This window comes from Pseudoclavibacter soli DSM 23366, from assembly GCF_000423505.1.
GTDB classification, from domain to species: Bacteria; Actinomycetota; Actinomycetes; order Actinomycetales; family Microbacteriaceae; genus Pseudoclavibacter_A; species Pseudoclavibacter_A soli.
The window spans coordinates 243,194-259,471 of sequence record NZ_KE384027.1; the positions used below are offsets into that span (position 1 = coordinate 243,194).

At 65.1% G+C, this 16,278-nt stretch carries 14 protein-coding genes; 6 read left to right on the forward strand and 8 right to left on the reverse strand.

The annotated features are described in order from the left end of the window. Positions 1 to 2: 2 nt before the first annotated feature. From G557_RS0108655 to G557_RS13510, 7 genes are read right to left on the reverse strand one after another with little or no spacing between them, the layout of a single operon-like run. On the reverse strand, positions 3 to 1,601 hold the full coding sequence (locus G557_RS0108655) for a serine hydrolase domain-containing protein (RefSeq protein ID WP_051224930.1): 1,599 nt from the start codon (positions 1,599 to 1,601) through the stop codon (positions 3 to 5). Then, positions 1,598 to 2,356, reverse strand: a complete 759-nt coding sequence (locus G557_RS0108660; protein ID WP_028245721.1) for a type 1 glutamine amidotransferase — start codon at positions 2,354 to 2,356, stop codon at positions 1,598 to 1,600. The genes G557_RS0108655 and G557_RS0108660 overlap by 4 nt, the downstream gene beginning before the upstream one ends. A 38-nt stretch (positions 2,357 to 2,394) precedes the next feature. Continuing rightward, positions 2,395 to 3,453, reverse strand: coding sequence for a dipeptidase (locus tag G557_RS0108665; protein WP_051224931.1), 1,059 nt, complete (start codon positions 3,451 to 3,453; stop codon positions 2,395 to 2,397). Further along, positions 3,450 to 4,331, reverse strand: a complete 882-nt coding sequence (locus tag G557_RS0108670) for an aminodeoxychorismate lyase (RefSeq protein WP_028245723.1) — start codon at positions 4,329 to 4,331, stop codon at positions 3,450 to 3,452. The genes G557_RS0108665 and G557_RS0108670 overlap by 4 nt, the downstream gene beginning before the upstream one ends. A gap of 40 nt (positions 4,332 to 4,371) precedes the next feature. Further along, positions 4,372 to 5,493: an o-succinylbenzoate synthase gene (menC, locus tag G557_RS0108675; RefSeq protein ID WP_036961985.1), complete on the reverse strand. Its 1,122-nt coding sequence runs from the start codon at positions 5,491 to 5,493 to the stop codon at positions 4,372 to 4,374. Beyond that, positions 5,490 to 6,209: a MurR/RpiR family transcriptional regulator gene (locus G557_RS12665; RefSeq protein WP_036961987.1), complete on the reverse strand. Its 720-nt coding sequence runs from the start codon at positions 6,207 to 6,209 to the stop codon at positions 5,490 to 5,492. The genes menC and G557_RS12665 overlap by 4 nt, the downstream gene beginning before the upstream one ends. Before the next feature lie 5 nt (positions 6,210 to 6,214). Then, entirely contained in the window at positions 6,215 to 7,000 is a 786-nt protein-coding gene (locus tag G557_RS13510) for a GNAT family N-acetyltransferase (protein WP_051224932.1), read from the reverse strand. Positions 7,001 to 7,120: 120 nt separating this feature from the next. Here G557_RS13510 and G557_RS0108690 point away from each other — a divergent pair, with 120 nt between their 5' ends. Next, positions 7,121 to 8,269: a M20/M25/M40 family metallo-hydrolase gene (locus tag G557_RS0108690; protein ID WP_051224933.1), complete on the forward strand. Its 1,149-nt coding sequence runs from the start codon at positions 7,121 to 7,123 to the stop codon at positions 8,267 to 8,269. A 6-nt stretch (positions 8,270 to 8,275) separates the two neighbouring features. Here G557_RS0108690 and G557_RS12675 read toward each other — a convergent pair whose 3' ends face one another. Then, a complete protein-coding gene (locus G557_RS12675) occupies positions 8,276 to 9,397 on the reverse strand; it encodes a C39 family peptidase (protein ID WP_051224934.1) in 1,122 nt (373 codons plus the stop codon). Positions 9,398 to 9,679: 282 nt separating this feature from the next. Here G557_RS12675 and G557_RS0108700 point away from each other — a divergent pair, with 282 nt between their 5' ends. The 5 genes from G557_RS0108700 to G557_RS0108720 all read left to right on the forward strand — a co-directional run bounded on the left by G557_RS0108700 (position 9,680) and on the right by G557_RS0108720 (position 16,271). Beyond that, positions 9,680 to 11,527: an ABC transporter substrate-binding protein gene (locus G557_RS0108700; protein ID WP_028245726.1), complete on the forward strand. Its 1,848-nt coding sequence runs from the start codon at positions 9,680 to 9,682 to the stop codon at positions 11,525 to 11,527. A gap of 132 nt (positions 11,528 to 11,659) precedes the next feature. Continuing rightward, positions 11,660 to 12,703: an ABC transporter permease gene (locus tag G557_RS0108705; protein WP_028245727.1), complete on the forward strand. Its 1,044-nt coding sequence runs from the start codon at positions 11,660 to 11,662 to the stop codon at positions 12,701 to 12,703. Beyond that, positions 12,700 to 13,626, forward strand: a complete 927-nt coding sequence (locus G557_RS0108710) for an ABC transporter permease (RefSeq protein WP_028245728.1) — start codon at positions 12,700 to 12,702, stop codon at positions 13,624 to 13,626. The genes G557_RS0108705 and G557_RS0108710 overlap by 4 nt, the downstream gene beginning before the upstream one ends. A 3-nt stretch (positions 13,627 to 13,629) precedes the next feature. Continuing rightward, positions 13,630 to 15,285 carry an ATP-binding cassette domain-containing protein gene (locus G557_RS0108715; protein WP_028245729.1) on the forward strand — a complete coding sequence of 552 codons (1,656 nt, stop codon included), beginning with the start codon at positions 13,630 to 13,632 and terminating at the stop codon, positions 15,283 to 15,285. Then, on the forward strand, positions 15,282 to 16,271 hold the full coding sequence (locus tag G557_RS0108720; protein ID WP_028245730.1) for a S66 peptidase family protein: 990 nt from the start codon (positions 15,282 to 15,284) through the stop codon (positions 16,269 to 16,271). The genes G557_RS0108715 and G557_RS0108720 overlap by 4 nt, the downstream gene beginning before the upstream one ends. The last annotated feature ends 7 nt before the right edge of the window (positions 16,272 to 16,278 follow it).

The following is a 16,278-nucleotide window of genomic DNA, read 5'->3' on the forward strand; positions in this document are numbered from 1 at the left end:
CGTCAGAGGGTGGCGGCAAACCGATCGGTCACGCAGACGGGCTCGTTGGCTGGTTTGGTCTGATCGGCGTCGTCACCCTTGCCCGTCGGGCTGACGCTGAACGCCTGCACGAGCGGCGTGCTCAGCCCGACCAGGCGCACATCGCAGATGAGCCAGCCGTGGCGTGCCGGCACCCGCCAGCGCAGACAGGCCGCAGTGGGGGCGTCGATCACACGATCGGCAAAGTCGGCGACGTCGGCCACCGTGCCACCCAGTGCAGCGGCAGCCGCATGGATGCGCTGGTCGCGTACCGCTGCCGGCGCATCGGTCAGCATGTTCGGCGCGTATACATCGGCCAAGTCGCTGATGCTGGCCGTGCTGTCGGGAGAACCGGCCAAGGCCTGCACGATCTCGTCGAGGCGTCGCGCGGCGGAGAGGGTCTCTGGCCAAGGGCGAAGCTGCGCGGCCAACGCGCCGCGGCGACCGGCGGCGGAGGGCTGCGCCGGCTGCAGCACAAGCTCGTCGAGCAGTCGGTCGTGCACGTCGATGGCCACGCCCGCGGCGCTCACGGCATCACTGTTGCCGAAGACCACCACACCCACACCAGAGTCGACGTGCCACCGCATATGCGAGGTGAACCCCGGCAGCCCGCCGGAGTGCTGCACGGTCAGGCCGAGCCGGCGATGGTGCTCGATGACCAGACCGTAGCCATAGCCCGCGGCGCTGAGCGGCCGTTGCGAGAGGCGCTCGTCGATGCCGGGGATGACTGTGTGCACGCGTTGCATCTCACGTCGTGAGGCAGCCGAGAGCACGTCTTCGTGAGCAGGGTCGGCCGTGAACGCCGACCGCAGAAAGCCCGCCCAAGCGGCAATGTCATCGACGGTGCTGAACAGTGCTCCGATGCAGCCGAGCGCCCCACAGCCGACGAACGGTTCGGCAGCCCACGTAGCGCCCTCGTCGAAGGTGCGCCACCCCGTGGCGACATCGTGCTGGGGTGGGTCGTAGGTGGTCTGCGTCAGGCCCAACGGGTGCAGCACGCGCTCCGTGATCACCTGTTCCACCGGCAGGCCGGTGACTCGCTCGAGCGCCCGCCCCACCAGCGAAATGCCCAGATTCGAATACTGATAGGTAGTGTCGGGCGGCAGCGCCAGACGCAGGCCAGCGGCGAGAACCGCACTGATCTGCGCACGAGAGGCGCCGAGATGATTGTCACCCCAAGGGTTGTCTTCGGCCAGGCCGCCGCGATTCGACATCAGCATCTCGAGCGTGACGTGCGCCGGTTGCCCGGCATAGGTGGCCGACGCGAACTCGGGCACATATTCGGTGACCGGTGCGTGCATGTCGAGCAGGCCGGCGTCTCTGGCCTGGAGCGCGGCAGCGCCGAGAAAACTCTTTGACATTGAGGCGATGCGATAGACGGTGCCGCGTGCCGGGCGAGCCGCGTCGCGGCGCTGGTGACCGTGCCCGACCCAGGTGACCACGCCATCCGCGTCGAAGACCGCCGCGGAGAATGACGGGGCCAGTTTGAGCGTGGCCGCGTCGAAACGATCAGCGAGCGCGCGCTGTGCGACCGAGGCCAGCAGCTGCCGGTCTGGCCGCAGTTGGTCGAGGTGCAGCGTCATCGCGTCTCACCTGCAGCATCACTGGCGGTCTGCGCAGCATACGCGTGCACCTCGGCCGCGAAGGCATCGGCCAGTGCGCGACTGGCCGTGGTGTTCTCGGCGTCGTGCTGCTCGGCCTCGGCGATCATGGCGGGCAGATCGAAGTTCTGCTCGGCGAGTGCGGCATCGTCCCAGGTGCGCAGGCGATCGGCGCTCACCTCGGGGTGAAACTGCACACCACGCACATGCTCGCCGATGCGGAACGCCTGGAACTCGCAGTCGGCGCTGGAAGCTAGCAGTGTGGCCGAGTCGCCCAGAGCGGTGATGCGGTCTTCGTGATTCTCGATCATCGGCGCTGAGGGCGCGAGTGCTGCGAACACTGCGTCGTCGGCACCCCGGTCGTTGGTCGTGATGCGGGTCATGCCGCGTTCGGGCACGCCCGTCTTGGCCTTGACCTCACCGCCTGAGACCAGAGCGAGCAGTTGGCCGCCCAAACAGATGCCCAGCGTGGGCAGGTCGCGATCGATCGCCTGCAGCGCGAGATCGCGCTCGCGTGCCAGCCAGGGCGCACGATCGTCTTCGTCGGGCATCAGCCCACCGCCGAGCATAATGAGCCCGGCGTACTCGTCGACGGAGGTCGGAAGCCCCTCGGCGCCGACGTGCTCGTCGATCGCGATGCCACGCGCCTCGAGCCACGGCCCCAGTCGGCGCAGGGAGCTCGAGAGGGAGTTGACGATCACCAGCACGTGGGGGGCGCGCTGCGCTGCAGAGGTCATTGGAGAGCTCTTTCTTTTGAGGGATGAGTGTCGAGGAGTCAGTGGGTGCCAGCGAGAAACGAGCGATAGTTCGCATCGGAGGCGTCGAGCACGCGCAGCACGTTCTCATGGGCGAGTTTGGCCAGATCGGCGTGCGACCAGCCACGCGACGCGAGCTCGTCGAGCAGTCGCGGATACCCCGAGACGTCGTCGAGCCCGGTGGGCATGCTGTCGGTGCCGTCGTAGTCGGCGCCGATGCCCACCGCGTCGACCCCGGCCACCTCGCGCACATGCTCGATATGATCGGCGACGTCTGCGACCGTCACGATTGGGGCATCCCCCTGCTCACCAGCAAGCACCCAGTCGCGCCGCGCCTGGGTGATGAATGACGGCACAAACGCGACCATGTGCACTCCGCCAGATGCGCCGATGCGGCGGATGATCTCATCGGGAACGTTGCGCGGATGGTCGCAGAGCGCTCTGGCTCCCGAGTGACTGACGATCACCGGCAGCGTCGACACGTCGAGCGCGTCGCGCATGGTGTCGTCGGAGACATGCGCCAGATCGACCAGCATGCCGATGCGGTTCATCTCGGCGACCACCTCGCGGCCGAAACTGCTCAGCCCGTCGCTGCGTGCAGCATCCGTGGCCGAGTCGGCCCATGCAATGGTTTTCGACCAAGTCAGGGTCATATACCGGGCGCCCAATCGGGCATAGGCCCGCAGCACGCCGAGCGATCCGTCGATCTGGTCGCCGCCTTCGATGCCGATGAGTGAGGCGATGCGCCCGGCGGCCATCGCGGCACGTGCCTCACGGGCGGTGCGTGCCAATTGCAGTGTCTGCGGGTAAGCATCGACCAGACGGTGCACGAAGTCGATCTGCTCGAGGGTGGCGGTGACCTGCTCGGCGCCGGTGAGCGCCGAGTCGACCCAGACCGACCAAAACTGCCCGCCAACGCCGCCGGCGCGCAGGCGCGGCAGATCGGTGTGCAGATCAGGCATTCCCGTGTCGAGGCCTGCGACGCGGTAGTCGTGCCGTTCGCGGCACGCCCAGGCGAGGTCATTGTGCCCGTCGATGACCGCGGGCAATGCGGTCGGCAAAGCTACCTCGATGCTCATTTCGTGCGGGCCAGAAGCGCAGTGTTCAGCGCATCGGAGATCTCGCGCGCGATCGGCACCGGCGCACCGTCGAGCTCACGAACGGGTGCGGCGCACCGCGTGCTGGAGAGCAGCCACAGACCGTCGGCGCCGACGAGTTCGTCAGCCCGGATCTGTCGGTACTCGACGGTGTGGCCTTGGGCCTCGAGAATGGTGAATGCGTCGGCCTGTGTGGTGCCGGCCAGGATGCCCTGGTCGAGTGCGGGAGTTGAGAAGCGACCGTCGCGCAGGAGAATCACGCTCGATGTGGGGCCCTCGAGCACAAACCCATCGCTGCTGACGAAGATCACGTCTTCGGCACCGCGACGAGCAGCCTCGCGCAGCACGGCCTTGTTCACGGCATAAGAGAGCGTCTTGGCACCCTGCAGCAGCCACGGCGACGTCTGCGCGACATCATGCCGATAGCCCCGGTCGAGCGTGACCACAGAGATGCCGTGCTCGCGCTCATGGTCGTGCTCGTCACCCTCGAATACGTAGACCCAGCCGACCGGCACTCCTGTGCCCTCGATGCCGCGGGTCATGATGAACTTTGCCGAGAGCATGTCAGCTGGCTCGTGAGCGGCCACGGCTGCGCGGATCGCCGCCGCCCACACCTCGAGTCGAGGCTGAGGCAGATCGAGCATTGCTGCGGAGTGGGCGAACCGAGTCAGGTGCGCGTCGAGCGCCATGATCGACCCGTGCTGCACGCCGGCGGTCTCGAAGATGCCGTCGCCGCGGGTCACGCTGAGGTCGAGCACGTTGATCTGCGCGGCCGTCGGATCGGCCTGGTGAAAGCGCTGCGCCGAGGGCTCGAGGCCCTCAGCGAGATCGTCGACGAAGAACAGAACTGGTGTTGACATGGGGGGATGCCTCTTTCTCAAGTGAGATGGTCGTGGCGGGTCAGTCGTGCTGCGCGGTGTCGAGGTGGCGCAGCCGATTCTGGGCGACCCATTCGCGGTCGACCTCGTGCCCGATGCCGGGTGCGTCAGGAACAGTGACGGTGCCTGCGTGGGCGGTCACCGGTGGCACGATGACATCGCGCGCGTAGTACTTGTCAGAACCCGAAACGTCAGAGGGGAGTGTGAAGCCGGGCAGCGACGAGATGGCGACATTGGCCGCGCGCCCCACGCCGAACTCGTGCATGCCGCCGCACCAAACGGGAATGTCGTGCGCGGTAGCCAGGTCATGTGCTGCCTTGGCGGTGGTGAGACCACCCATTCGCGAGACCTTGATGTTGAGGATGCGCCCGGCGTCGAGCGCGATCATGGTTTCGAGGTCGTCGAGCGAGACGACCGACTCGTCCAGACAGACGGGAGTGTCGAGCCGCTGCTGGAGGCGGGCATGCCCGGTGAAGTCGCGTGGGGTGAACGGCTGCTCGATCATGGTCAGTCGAGCCTCGTCGAGCTGCCGCAGGTAGGCGACGGTGTCTTCGTCGCTGGAGTATGCGCCGTTGGCGTCGACGTGCAGATCGATCTCTGGGTACGCGCTGCGCACGGCGCGCACCGGTTCGAGATCCCAGCCCGGGGCGATCTTCAGCTTGATGCGGTGGTAGCCGGCGCTCAGTTGCTTGGCGACTTGGGCGAGCAACTCGTCAACGGTGGGTTCGATGCCGAGTGACACCCCGGCGCGCACTTCGTGACGTGAGCCTCCGAGGGTAGCGGCCAGGGGCATCCCTTCGCGCTGCGAGAACAGATCCCAGGCAGCACCGGCGAAGCCCGCTTTGGTGAATTCATGCCCGCGGATCTTGCCCCAGGTCGACTCCAACTCGGCCGGAGTGCTCCAGTGGGCTTCGAGCACCCGTGGCACCAAATAGCGCTGGGCGATGAGCCATGCGGTGTCGGTGGTCTCAGCGCAGTAATAGGGGTCGGCAGGCGAGGCGATCTCGCCCCAGCCCGAGCGGCCATCGTCGTCAGTGAGTTCGACCAGGATGTGATCGAGACTCGACTTTCGGTGAGAACTGGTCTGAAAGCTGTGCACGAGAGGCAGGCGCACCTCATGCAGCTGCACGCGGGTGATCGTCATCGCAGTGCCTCGACAGTCGTCTGCTGGTCGGTGGCTGGCACCGGTTCGGAATGGTAGAGCCCCAGGGTCTCGCTGATCTCATCTCGCAGTGCGAGTCGGCGGCGGGCCCCCTTCGCGCTTGAGGCGGTCAGTGCGCTCAGCACGTGGCAGATCGCGGCCACCGAGGTGGGCGAGTCGGCATATGACGCCGAACCGGTGTTGACGATGACCAGCGACGTGGCCAGCTGGGCCAGCGGAGCCTGTTCTGAGTCGGCGATGACGATCAGGCTGCCACCGGCCTCGGCGAACAGGCGCCCGAATCGCACCGTCTTCTCGCGGTAACGGCGCATGGTGAACAGCACGAGCACATCGCTGGCTCGCACATCGGTGAGCACGGTCAGCTCGCTCAGGGCATGACCGTCGACCACGAAGACGTTTGACAGCGTCGCCGACAGGTCGGCGCCGAGCAGTGCGGCGTAGGCAGACGATTTGCCCGCACCGACGATGTACCGTCGTCGAGCGCCGAGCAGCACCGCTGCCGCCGCCGGCAGTGCGCCCGACTCGGTGAGGTGCTCGAATGTGTTTGCCAGCGAGGCGACCTCGGTCTCCATCAGTCGGGCCTGCAGCACCTCGGCGCTCGCGTTCGCCTTCAGGCGTTCGCCGAAGCGCTCCTGCGGCGATGACAGGCTGCGATCGTGCAGGCGCTGCGCCTGCTCCTGAGCTGAGTCTCGTGTCATCCTGCTCATCCTTTCACGGGTGCTGTGGCGGTCGACGAAGGAACCGCAAGATACGCAGATGTACGAGCATCGGCGCGCTGACAGCTCACGACGACAAACCCGTCGGCATAGAGGTCGCGCAGGGTGGAACGCAGATTGGCTCTCCCCCAGCTGATGGCCTCCGTCTCGTCTTCCCCGGCGACGAGACCTGCATCGATAGGAATCCAGCGTAGCGCCCCAGCCTCGATCGCTGTGCCCCAAGCGTTCTGATCGAAGTCACTCGGCGGGCGCATTTGACGGTATTCGGCGTACGGGTCGGCTTGCTCGTCGAGTGCCCACTCGACGAGCAGGCGATCGGTGCGCTCGCGGCCGTAGTAATCCTCGTGAAAGCGCACGCCCACACCGCCGAGCGAATTGAAGTTGAAATGCCCGTTGCGCGAGAGCATGGGGTCGAAGGTCCAACGCATCAGCTTGGCTCCCCAGCTCAGGGCAACTTGGCGCTGCTGCTCTTTGAGCATGCGGCCGATGCCCTGCCCCTGGTGCGTGGGGTCGACGACGGCGGCTTGAGAGTAATGAAACGATGTGGTGCCATCCGTACCGGGAAACCCGTAGGCGAAACCGATCAAGCGCCCCTCGGCAGAACGCACGCCCACGGCGGAACCGCCATTGTGCACGAGCGCGCTCAGCAGGTTGCTGTTGAGCGCCAGGCCTTTGTCTCCGTAGCGGAACACGCGATTGTACAGCTGGCTGGCCTCGATGAACTCAGAGTATTCCGACAGCGTGCCACTCCAGAGTCGGGTGGGGGAGGTCATATTCACGCACATCAGTATACGTATCCTATGTTTCGTTTTTGTTAGCAATCTGACTGAATATGGCACTTATTTGCTGGCAGGGTAGGGTAACGATATGTGTCGCAAGAATGAGGAGGGCTCATGATCGCCAGTGCCACCGCCCACAGCAGAGTCGAGCAGCGGCGAGATGAGGTGTTGCAACGGCTGAAGCAGCTGGTGCTCATTGAGTCGCCTTCGGGTGATGTCGCAGCCTCACGGCGCATCACTGATCTGCTGGCCGAGTGGTTTGCATCTGCCGGGGCTGACGTCGAGCGCGTCGAGTCGAGTGCGGGCGTGCACCTTGTTGTCGAGGTGCCAGGTGCTGGCGCGGGGGCACAGCAGCCCCCGTTGCTGCTCATCGGCCACTCCGACACGGTCTGGCCGCTTGGCACGCTCGACCATGACGTGCCGTGGAGTATCGACGGTGACGTGGTGCGCGGCCCGGGGGTGTACGACATGAAAAGCGGCCTGGTCTGCATGCTCACGGCGCTCGAAGTGGTGCAGGGTGAAGACCACCGGCCGGTGCGCATCGTGATCACCTGCGATGAAGAGGTGGGGTCGCCCACTTCGCAAGAGCTCATTCGACGCACGCTGACTGGTGTGGCTGGGGCGATCGGGTTCGAATCACCGCACTCCGACGGTGCGTTGAAAGTGGGGCGCCGAGGCAGCACGCGGGTGCTGATCACGGTCACCGGACGTGCGGCGCATGCGGCGCTCGACCCTGGTCGTGGCATCAGCGCCATCGACGAGTTGGTCGATCAGCTGATCCGCGTGCGTGAGATCGTCGCCGAGGCGGGTCGATCAGTCGAGGTGCTGTGCAACACCGGGCAGATCAGCGGAGGCACGCGCGCCAACGTCGTCGCTGCTCACGCGCAGGTCGAGCTGGGGCTCAGATTTATCGACGGCGAGTCAGAGCGCGAGGTGCTCGATGCACTGCGCAGCCTGACCGCAGTGCGCGAGGGCGCGCTGGTCGAGACCACGATGCTCAGTCACCGGCCGGCATGGCGGGCGAGCGACGCCGATCAAGATCTCTGCGCGCAGATCGCCGCCGCCGGCGTCGACCTTGCGCTGACGATCGAAGGCCGACCTGCTGCCGGAGCGGGTGACACCAACTTGGTCGGCTCGTTGGGGGTGCCCACCGTCGACGGTTTCGGGCCCCGCGGTGGCGGCGCGCATGCGGTCAGTGAGCACATTCTGCTATCGACGTTGTACCCTCGCATCGGACTTCTGGCTGCGGTGCTGTCGGCCTGAGGTCGCTCACCAAGCTGGCTCGTCGAGGTCTGGGGCAGGCAGCGGCAGTTCGACCGGGTGCACGATATACACGGTGCGGCCGCTTCGGCGCCAGGCGTCATCGAATCGCTGTCGTGGGTACACCCGAGCAACGCCGGCGTCATCGGGTGCCGCCGGGTCGTTGACGGCCACGTTGCCGTCAGCGGTGAACCCGGTGATCACGAGCAGGTGCCCGGCAGTCTCGTATCCAGCTTCGGGAAGCTGCTCGGCAGTGAACGACACCGAAGCACCCAGCGGCACCCCGGCATCCGTCAGCCGCTGCGCTTCGTCGAGACTGTGCAATCGGGTCACGAAAGCTTCGAGCGGGCGGGCGTCGTCGGTTCGGCGACCCGCCAGTGCGGTGTTGAACGACCAGTTGCCGGTGCCCCCGAATGCGGGGTCGAACGTGCGCAGCGCGGCAGCAGGAATCGAGTGCTCGGCGCGAGGCGGCACACCGTTCCAATAGGTCTGCAGCATCAGGGTGGTGGTTGGGGAGCACCAGGCGGCGCCGCCACCGCCAACTGCGGGATAGCGGTCACGATGCCGCATCTGCGAGCGGGCGGGCACCTGCAGTGCCGTTCGCGCTGGCGGTCGCAGCGGGGTGGATTCGGCAGGCTCGGTCGCGTCGGCAGAGCCCATAACCGCTGCGAAATGCAGCATCACCGGAGTCGCCGGTGGGGTCTCTGTCGAATCGGAGACCCGGATGCGCATGCGCACTGCGGTGATGCGATGGTCGGGGCCGGAGGTCAGCGTGTCGGTGTCGAGGGTCACCGGAGCAGTGGAGCCGGCCAGTGAGAGACTCGTGCGCCTGGCCCGCTCGGGCGCCTCGGGGTCTGCGGGGGCGGCGTTCCAATGGGCGATCTCCAGCCACCCTGACCATTCGGCCGCGCCGTGGTCGCCGGCTGCCGGGGCCACCGGCTTCAGCTGCACTTGCAGCGCAACATGCACCGTCGCCTCATCGGGGGCAGAGAGGTTCCAAGAGGGCACGACGGCAGTCGCCCCGAAAGGGAGACTGACGGTCGGCGACTGCCACGAATCTGAGATCGGGGTGGGAGATCCGTCGAAGATACGATGCAGGAGTATGTGCGGAGCTGGGGCGGGGAGTGCCATGTTACGCATCATATATCTCTGAACTCTGCGCTGGAGGTCGAGGAAAGGGGTGTGCAGAAGGGGTACAGGGTGCGTTTTTGATGGGAAAACATCCGTGATTTCAGGGGTCTTGCGAGAAAAGTACGAGAATTGTATCTCGTCCTCGGCATTGTTTCCGATTCGTAAAAACATCGAAAAATGGGCCTTCTGGGTTTGACGTGGTACGGAAGATCGGGTTGCATCAGTGTGAGCGATTCGTTGATCCCATCACGATCATCGGTCACCGAGCAAAGGAACAGCCACATGAGATCTGGAACATCCCCCCGTCGGACCCGTCCGCTGACTGCCGCGCTGGCCACGGCCGCGATTATCGCGGGCTCTGCTTTTGGCATGGGCACCGCCGCCATCGCTGCACCGCAGCTGAGCAGCGCTGCCGTACAGGCCGAGGGCGACAGCAGCGACAGCATTCTGCGCATCGCCACCTCGGGACACGTCGACAGCTTCAATCCCTTCACGTCGATCTACCTAACCCCCACACAGATTCTTCGCAACGTCTACGAGAACCTCGTGCAGAACGATGAAACGGATGGCTCGCCGACGAAGGGCCTCGCCGACTCGTGGACGGTCGAGGAAGACGGCAAGCGCTGGGTGTACAAGATGCAGTCTGACCTCAAGTGGTCTGATGGCGAGCCCATCACTTCGGCTGATCCGAAGTACACCTACGAGCTGATGATGAACGACCCGCAGCTCGGCACCGCCAACGGCAACCTCGTCTCGAACTTCGAGAGCGTCGAGGCGCCTGATGACGAAACCCTGATCATCAACCTGAAGACCCCGCAGGCGCCGAACCCCGGGCTCGAGATTCCGGTGGTGCCCAAGCACGTCTGGGAGAAGATCGATGACAAGGCTGACTACGCCAATGACACCGATGTGGTCGGCTCGGGCCCCTTCCTGCTTTCGAGCTACTCGGCCAACCAGTCGATCACGCTGAAGTCGAACGACAACTTCTGGCAGGGGCGCCCGAAGATCGACGGCATCCAGTACATCTACTACACGAACTCTGACGCCCAGGTGCAGGCACTGCGCTCTGGCGATGTCGACTTCGTGAGCGGTCTCACCCCGACGCAGTTCAACGCGCTCGAGGGCAGCGACGGCATCACCACCCATGCCGGCGAAGGCCGTCGATACACCTCGATCAGCATCAACTCGGGGCTGAAGACGCCAGAAGGTGAGTCGTACGGCACCGGTTCGGCCGCGCTGCAAGAAAAGGCTGTGCGTCAGGCCATTCGCCTCGGCACCGATTCCGAGTCGCTGCTCAAGCAGGTGCTCGACAATGAGGGCACAGTTGCCACGAGCTTCATTCCCTCAGCCTTCTCGCAGTGGCATCTCTCTGATGACGCTTCGGTGATCAAGCAGTTCGATCCGGAGGCTGCCAAGACTGAGCTGGAGAACGCCGGCTGGAAGGTCGGCGCTGACGGCATCCGCGAGAAAGACGGCAAGAAGCTCTCGCTGCGTCTCTACGTCGATGCGGATGATCCGACTGAGCAGTCGATTGCGGAGTACTTCAAGCCCTGGATGCAGAACATCGGCATCTCGATCGACGTGCAGTCTTCTGACTCTGACACGATCAGCGACAAGACGATGACGGGTGACTACGACCTGTACTTCTCTGGCTGGAGCGTCAACCCCGACCCCGATTATCAGCTGGGCATCAACACCTGCGCCAACCTGCCTGACGCCGAGGGCAACAACGGCACCACGCAAGACGGCTACTGCAACCCCGAGTTCGACAAGCTCTACGCCGAACAGCGCTCCGAGCTCGACCACGACAAGCGCGTGCAGATCGTGCAGCAGATGCTGAGCCTCAACTACGACGACACCGCACAGGTGGCGCTGTGGTACGGCAAGTCGCTCGAAGCCTATCGCTCAGATCGATTCACGGGCTTCACCACGCAGCCTTCTGACGGCGGCATGATCGCCGGTCAGGCGGGCTACTGGAGCTACATCAACGTTGAGCCGGTGGCCGGCTCCAGCAGCACATCGAGCACCACGGTTGGCCTGTGGGTCGGCGCGGGTGTGCTCGCGGTGATCGTCATCGGTGGCGTGATCTTCTTCGTGCGACGCGGCAAGCGCGCCGACGACGTGGAGTGATCGAGCACTGACCCCAGCGGGGATGCCACGGCACACGTCGTGGCATCCCCGCCACCACACCGGGCGAGCGTCGCAGCGATCAGCACGACGACCCGTTCGGGCCATCACAACATACGAGGGCAAGGAGACGACATGCCTGATGTCGTTGCGCCGGGCGGCGCAGTGCTGCAGAACGAAGCAGAGAGCGAACGGGGTGCCTCGGGCGGCTCGGGTCTGCGCTATCTGCTGAACAAGATCGGTGGCGCGCTGATCAGCCTGGTGATGGTGATCGTGCTGGGCTTCTTCGCGTTCAAGATCCTGCCGGGCGATCCGGTGCAGTCGATCGCGCGCGAGCGGCAGATGAGCTCTGAGCAGATCGCCCAGCTGCGGCATGAGTATGGTCTCGACAAGCCACTGCTGGCGCAGTTCTGGGACTACCTGGTGAACGTGTTCACCGGAAACTTCGGTGAGAGCTACGTCTATCATCAGTCGGTCTCTTCACTGATTGGCCAATACCTCTGGCCCACGTTGCTGCTCACCGGCACCTCGGCGATCATCGCAATCGCCTTGGGGCTCTGGCTTGGGCAGAAGGCCGCCTGGCGCCACGGCAGCCTCTTCGACAAAGTCACCACCGGCACATCGTTGATCTTCTGGTCGGTGCCGACATTCTGGCTGGCTCTCATTCTGCTGATGGTCTTCGGCGGCACCCTGCACTGGTTTCCCACCGGTGGCATGGTCACCCCGGGCAGCACGGCCACCGGGCTCGCTTATGCGCTCGATGTGCTCAGCCACCTCGTGCTGCCGGTCATCACCATGGTCGCTGTCGTCTACGCACAGTACGTGATGGTCATGCGAGCCTCGCTGATGGAGGAGATGTCGGCCGACTACCTCACCACCGCCCGGGCGAAGGGGCTTCGCGAAGACCTCGTTCGGCGGCGCCATGCGGTGCCCAACGCGCTGCTGCCCACAGTCACGCTGGTGTTCATGCACTTGGGCGGTCTGATCGCCGGTGCAGTCACCGTCGAGACGGTGTTCTCTTGGCCGGGCCTCGGCAAGCTGACGTACGAGGCGATCAGCGGCCCAGATCTGCCGCTGCTGCAGGGCACCTTCGTGGTGTTCTCGGCGATCATCATCGTGATGAACCTGATCGCCGATCTCATTTATCGCCAGCTTGACCCGAGAGTGAGGCGCGCATGACCACCGTCCAGACCCCCGCATCCACCAGCGCACCCAGCGCCCGCGCGCTGGCCCGCCGCCGCCGACTCGGCGCTGTCAAGAATGCCCTGCATCAGTTCACTCAGAGCCGTTCGGGCATGATCGGCGCAGTTTTCCTGCTCGTGGTGATCGCACTTGCGGTGCTCGCCCCGGTGATCGCGCCGGCATCGATGCTCGACGTCACCCAGCAGATGGACCAGCCGCGATTCGCACCGCCGTCATTCGAACACCTGCTCGGCACTGACCATCAAGGTCGTGAGATTTGGGTGCGCATGATCTGGGGCGCTCAGGTATCGCTGATCGTGGCATTCGCAGCCACGGCCATGTCGATGATCATCGGCACTGTCGTCGGCATGGCAGCGGGGCATTTCAGCGGATTCACCGGCGGGCTGCTGATGCGCTTCGTCGACTTCTTTCTGGTGCTGCCCTCACTCATCTTGGCCATCGTGCTCTCGACGGTGCTTTCGCGCGGCGTGCTGACCATTGTGCTCGCGATTGGCATCACCTCATGGGCGGGCACGGCACGAGTCGTTCGCGCACAGACGCTCTCGGTCGAATCGAGGGCGTATATCGAGCGCTCGCGGGTGCTCGGCGCCGGGCACGGGCACGTGATCTTCAAACACGTGCTGCCGGCCGTGCTGCCGCTGGTGATGGCCAACACCACGCTGACCGTCGGGTCAGCGGTCATCGCAGAGTCGACGCTGGCCTTCTTGGGGTTGGGCGACACCACGAAGCAGTCGTGGGGCACCATCTTGAAGAACTCGATGGATGTCTCGGCGGCGACCAGCGGCTACTGGTGGTACGTGCTGGTGCCGGGCGTGGCCATCGTGCTGGTGGTCTTGGCCTTCACCCTGGTCGGCCGCGCCGTCGAATCCATTGTCAACCCCACGCTGAGGAGTCGCTGAGCCATGCCTGATCTCGTATTCGATGACGTCTCCATCACCTATCGCACCTCGGGGCGAAACGACCGCGGCGAAGTCAGAGCCGTGCAGAACGTGTCGCTGACGCTGCCCAGCGGTGGCACACTCGGCGTGGCCGGTGAATCTGGCTCGGGAAAGTCGACACTGGCGATGAGCGTCTTGCGGCTGCTGCCGAAGAACGCCCGCATTGATGGGTCGGTGAGACTCGGTGAGACCAGCGTCGACGAGCTCACCTTCGGGCAGCTTCGTGCGGTGCGCTGGGCCGAGGCCTCTATCGTCTTTCAGGGTGCGATGCACTCGCTGAACCCCGTGCGCACCGTCGGGCAGCAGATTCTCGAAGCCCTTGAGCTGCACACCAAAGGCGTGTGGAAGACCGCCGCTGCGAGGCAGCAGCGTCTCGAGGAGCTGCTGGCCGCGGTCGACCTGCCCAAGACCAAAGCCGGCTCCTACCCGCACGAACTCTCTGGCGGGCAGAAGCAGCGCATCATGATCGCCATGGCGCTGGCCTGTGAACCAGAGCTGATCATCGCTGATGAGCCGACGACCGCTCTCGACGTGATCGTGCAGCAGCAGATTCTCAATACGCTCAACGAGCTGGTCACTCAGCGCGGCATCTCACTGCTCATGATCAGCCATGATCTTTCAGTGTTGGCCACTGCCTGTGAGCGCATCGCCATCATGCGCCACGGGCAGTTGATCGAGGTCGGCGAGTCGTATGAGATCTGCACGAAGGGCCGAGAGGAATACACCCGCCAGCTCGCCGAGGCCTTCCCGACCATCGGCGATCCCCAGTCTCGACTGCACCCGGTGACTCACCAGCATCGTTCGACTTCTGTTGACGGCGAGGAGTTCGCCATGACCGATGAAGTGCTGCTCGAGGCCAAAAACGTGAGCGTCACGTATCAAACCGCCAAGGGTCGGCATCAGGCAGTGCGCGGGGTCGACCTGCGCTGCCACAAAGGCGAGATCATGGCGCTGGTTGGCCAGTCGGGTTCGGGCAAGACGAGCTTGGCGCGCACCCTGCTCGGTCTGCAGTCGCCTGACGCCGGTGGGCAGGTGCTCTATAAAGGGCAGCCCATTCCACGCAAGGCTCGCGAACTGCGGCGTTTTCGCCAAGAGGTGCAGCTGGTGCTGCAAGACCCCTCGGCAGCGCTGAACCCCAAGCTGAGCATTTACGAATCGGTGGCCGAGGGGCTGCGGGTGCAGCGATACGACGGCGACGAACGGCAGCGCGTCATTGAGAGTCTGACCAACGCCGAGCTGCGCCCAGCCGAGAAGTACCTGGGCAGTATTCCGCAGGAGCTTTCCGGCGGCCAGCGCCAGCGCGTGGTCATCGCCGGTGCGCTCGCACTGCATCCCAGCATGCTCATCGCCGACGAGCCCGTAGCCTCGCTCGACGCCTCGGTGCGAGGTGAGATCCTGGCGCTGCTGCTCAACCTCCGCAGAACGCTCGGGCTGTCGGCCCTGGTGATCACGCACGATCTCGGTTTGGCCTGGAACATCGCCGACAGCGTCGCGGTGATGCATGAGGGACGCATCGTTGAGCACGGCACCACAGAGCAAGTGCTGCTCGATCCGCAAGACGCCTACACCAAAGAACTGCTGGCCGCGGTGCCACAGATCGGGCGGGAGCGTGTCGCATGAGCCAGCAGCCCACTCTCGAGCACTCCCCACTTCAGGGGGCATTTCTCGACGCTGCCCCGCTGGTCGCCGGCGATCGGGTGCGACTGATTGCCGCATCCGGACCGTCGCCCGCGGCGAACACCGCATACGCCGTCGAACTGCTGCGCAGCTGGGGGCTCGACCCGGTGGTCGGCAGTCACGCCCACGAAGTCGATGATCGCGCGCCCTATCTGGCCGGCAGCGACGAACACCGACGGCGCGATCTCGTCGAGGCCTGGACTGACCCAGAGGCTCAGGCGGTGATCTGCCTGCGCGGCGGTTACGGCGCGATGCGCCTGATCGACGAGGTCGACTGGGAGCTCATGCGAGAGTCTCGGTTGGGGCCCACTGGGCGCCCGAAACTGCTCACCGGATCGTCTGACGTGACGGCACTGCACCAAGTGTTCGCCAGGTTCGTCGGTGTGCCGACGCTGTTCTGCCCGATGCCCGCAAACGATGTGTTCCGCGACTCTGAGATCATCCGCAGCGATGTGCACCGCTGGCTGTTCGAGCCCTGGCGCGGCCGATCGGTGAGTGGCCCCGCTGCGCAGACGCTGGTGCCGGGGCGGGCCACCGGTGTTACCGAGGGCGGCAACCTGAGCCTGGTCGCCGCATCGGTCGGCGCTCAGGAGTTCGCCGTACCGACCGGGGGCATCGCCGTGCTGGAGGATATCGACGAAGACCTGTACCGGCTCGACAACCTGATGATTCAGCTCAAGCGCTGCGGGTGGTTCGACGCCGCGGCGGGCATCGCGCTCGGATCGTGGTACAACTGCGCCGAGCTGAGCGACGTCGTGGCGCTGATGCAGGAGTACCTCGGCGCCCTGCGCGGCCCGAACGGAGAGGCCGTGCCAGTAGTCTCCGAGCTCGGATTCGGTCACGATCCGAATGCGCTGAGTCTGCCACTCGGAGTGATTGCCACGCTGATTGCGCCGGCCGACGCACCGCCAAGCCTGGTGATTGAGTGACGAGAGC

Coding starts and splice junctions, on each gene's coding strand:
- G557_RS0108655 (WP_051224930.1), bottom strand. CDS start 1,601: ATGACGCTGCACCTCGACCAACTGCGGCCAGACCGGCAGCTGCTGGCC.
- G557_RS0108660 (WP_028245721.1), bottom strand. CDS start 2,356: ATGACCTCTGCAGCGCAGCGCGCCCCCCACGTGCTGGTGATCGTCAAC.
- G557_RS0108665 (WP_051224931.1), bottom strand. CDS start 3,453: ATGAGCATCGAGGTAGCTTTGCCGACCGCATTGCCCGCGGTCATCGAC.
- G557_RS0108670 (WP_028245723.1), bottom strand. CDS start 4,331: ATGTCAACACCAGTTCTGTTCTTCGTCGACGATCTCGCTGAGGGCCTC.
- menC (WP_036961985.1), bottom strand. CDS start 5,493: ATGACGATCACCCGCGTGCAGCTGCATGAGGTGCGCCTGCCTCTCGTG.
- G557_RS12665 (WP_036961987.1), bottom strand. CDS start 6,209: ATGACACGAGACTCAGCTCAGGAGCAGGCGCAGCGCCTGCACGATCGC.
- G557_RS13510 (WP_051224932.1), bottom strand. CDS start 7,000: ATGACCTCCCCCACCCGACTCTGGAGTGGCACGCTGTCGGAATACTCT.
- G557_RS0108690 (WP_051224933.1), top strand. CDS start 7,121: ATGATCGCCAGTGCCACCGCCCACAGCAGAGTCGAGCAGCGGCGAGAT.
- G557_RS12675 (WP_051224934.1), bottom strand. CDS start 9,397: ATGGCACTCCCCGCCCCAGCTCCGCACATACTCCTGCATCGTATCTTC.
- G557_RS0108700 (WP_028245726.1), top strand. CDS start 9,680: ATGAGATCTGGAACATCCCCCCGTCGGACCCGTCCGCTGACTGCCGCG.
- G557_RS0108705 (WP_028245727.1), top strand. CDS start 11,660: ATGCCTGATGTCGTTGCGCCGGGCGGCGCAGTGCTGCAGAACGAAGCA.
- G557_RS0108710 (WP_028245728.1), top strand. CDS start 12,700: ATGACCACCGTCCAGACCCCCGCATCCACCAGCGCACCCAGCGCCCGC.
- G557_RS0108715 (WP_028245729.1), top strand. CDS start 13,630: ATGCCTGATCTCGTATTCGATGACGTCTCCATCACCTATCGCACCTCG.
- G557_RS0108720 (WP_028245730.1), top strand. CDS start 15,282: ATGAGCCAGCAGCCCACTCTCGAGCACTCCCCACTTCAGGGGGCATTT.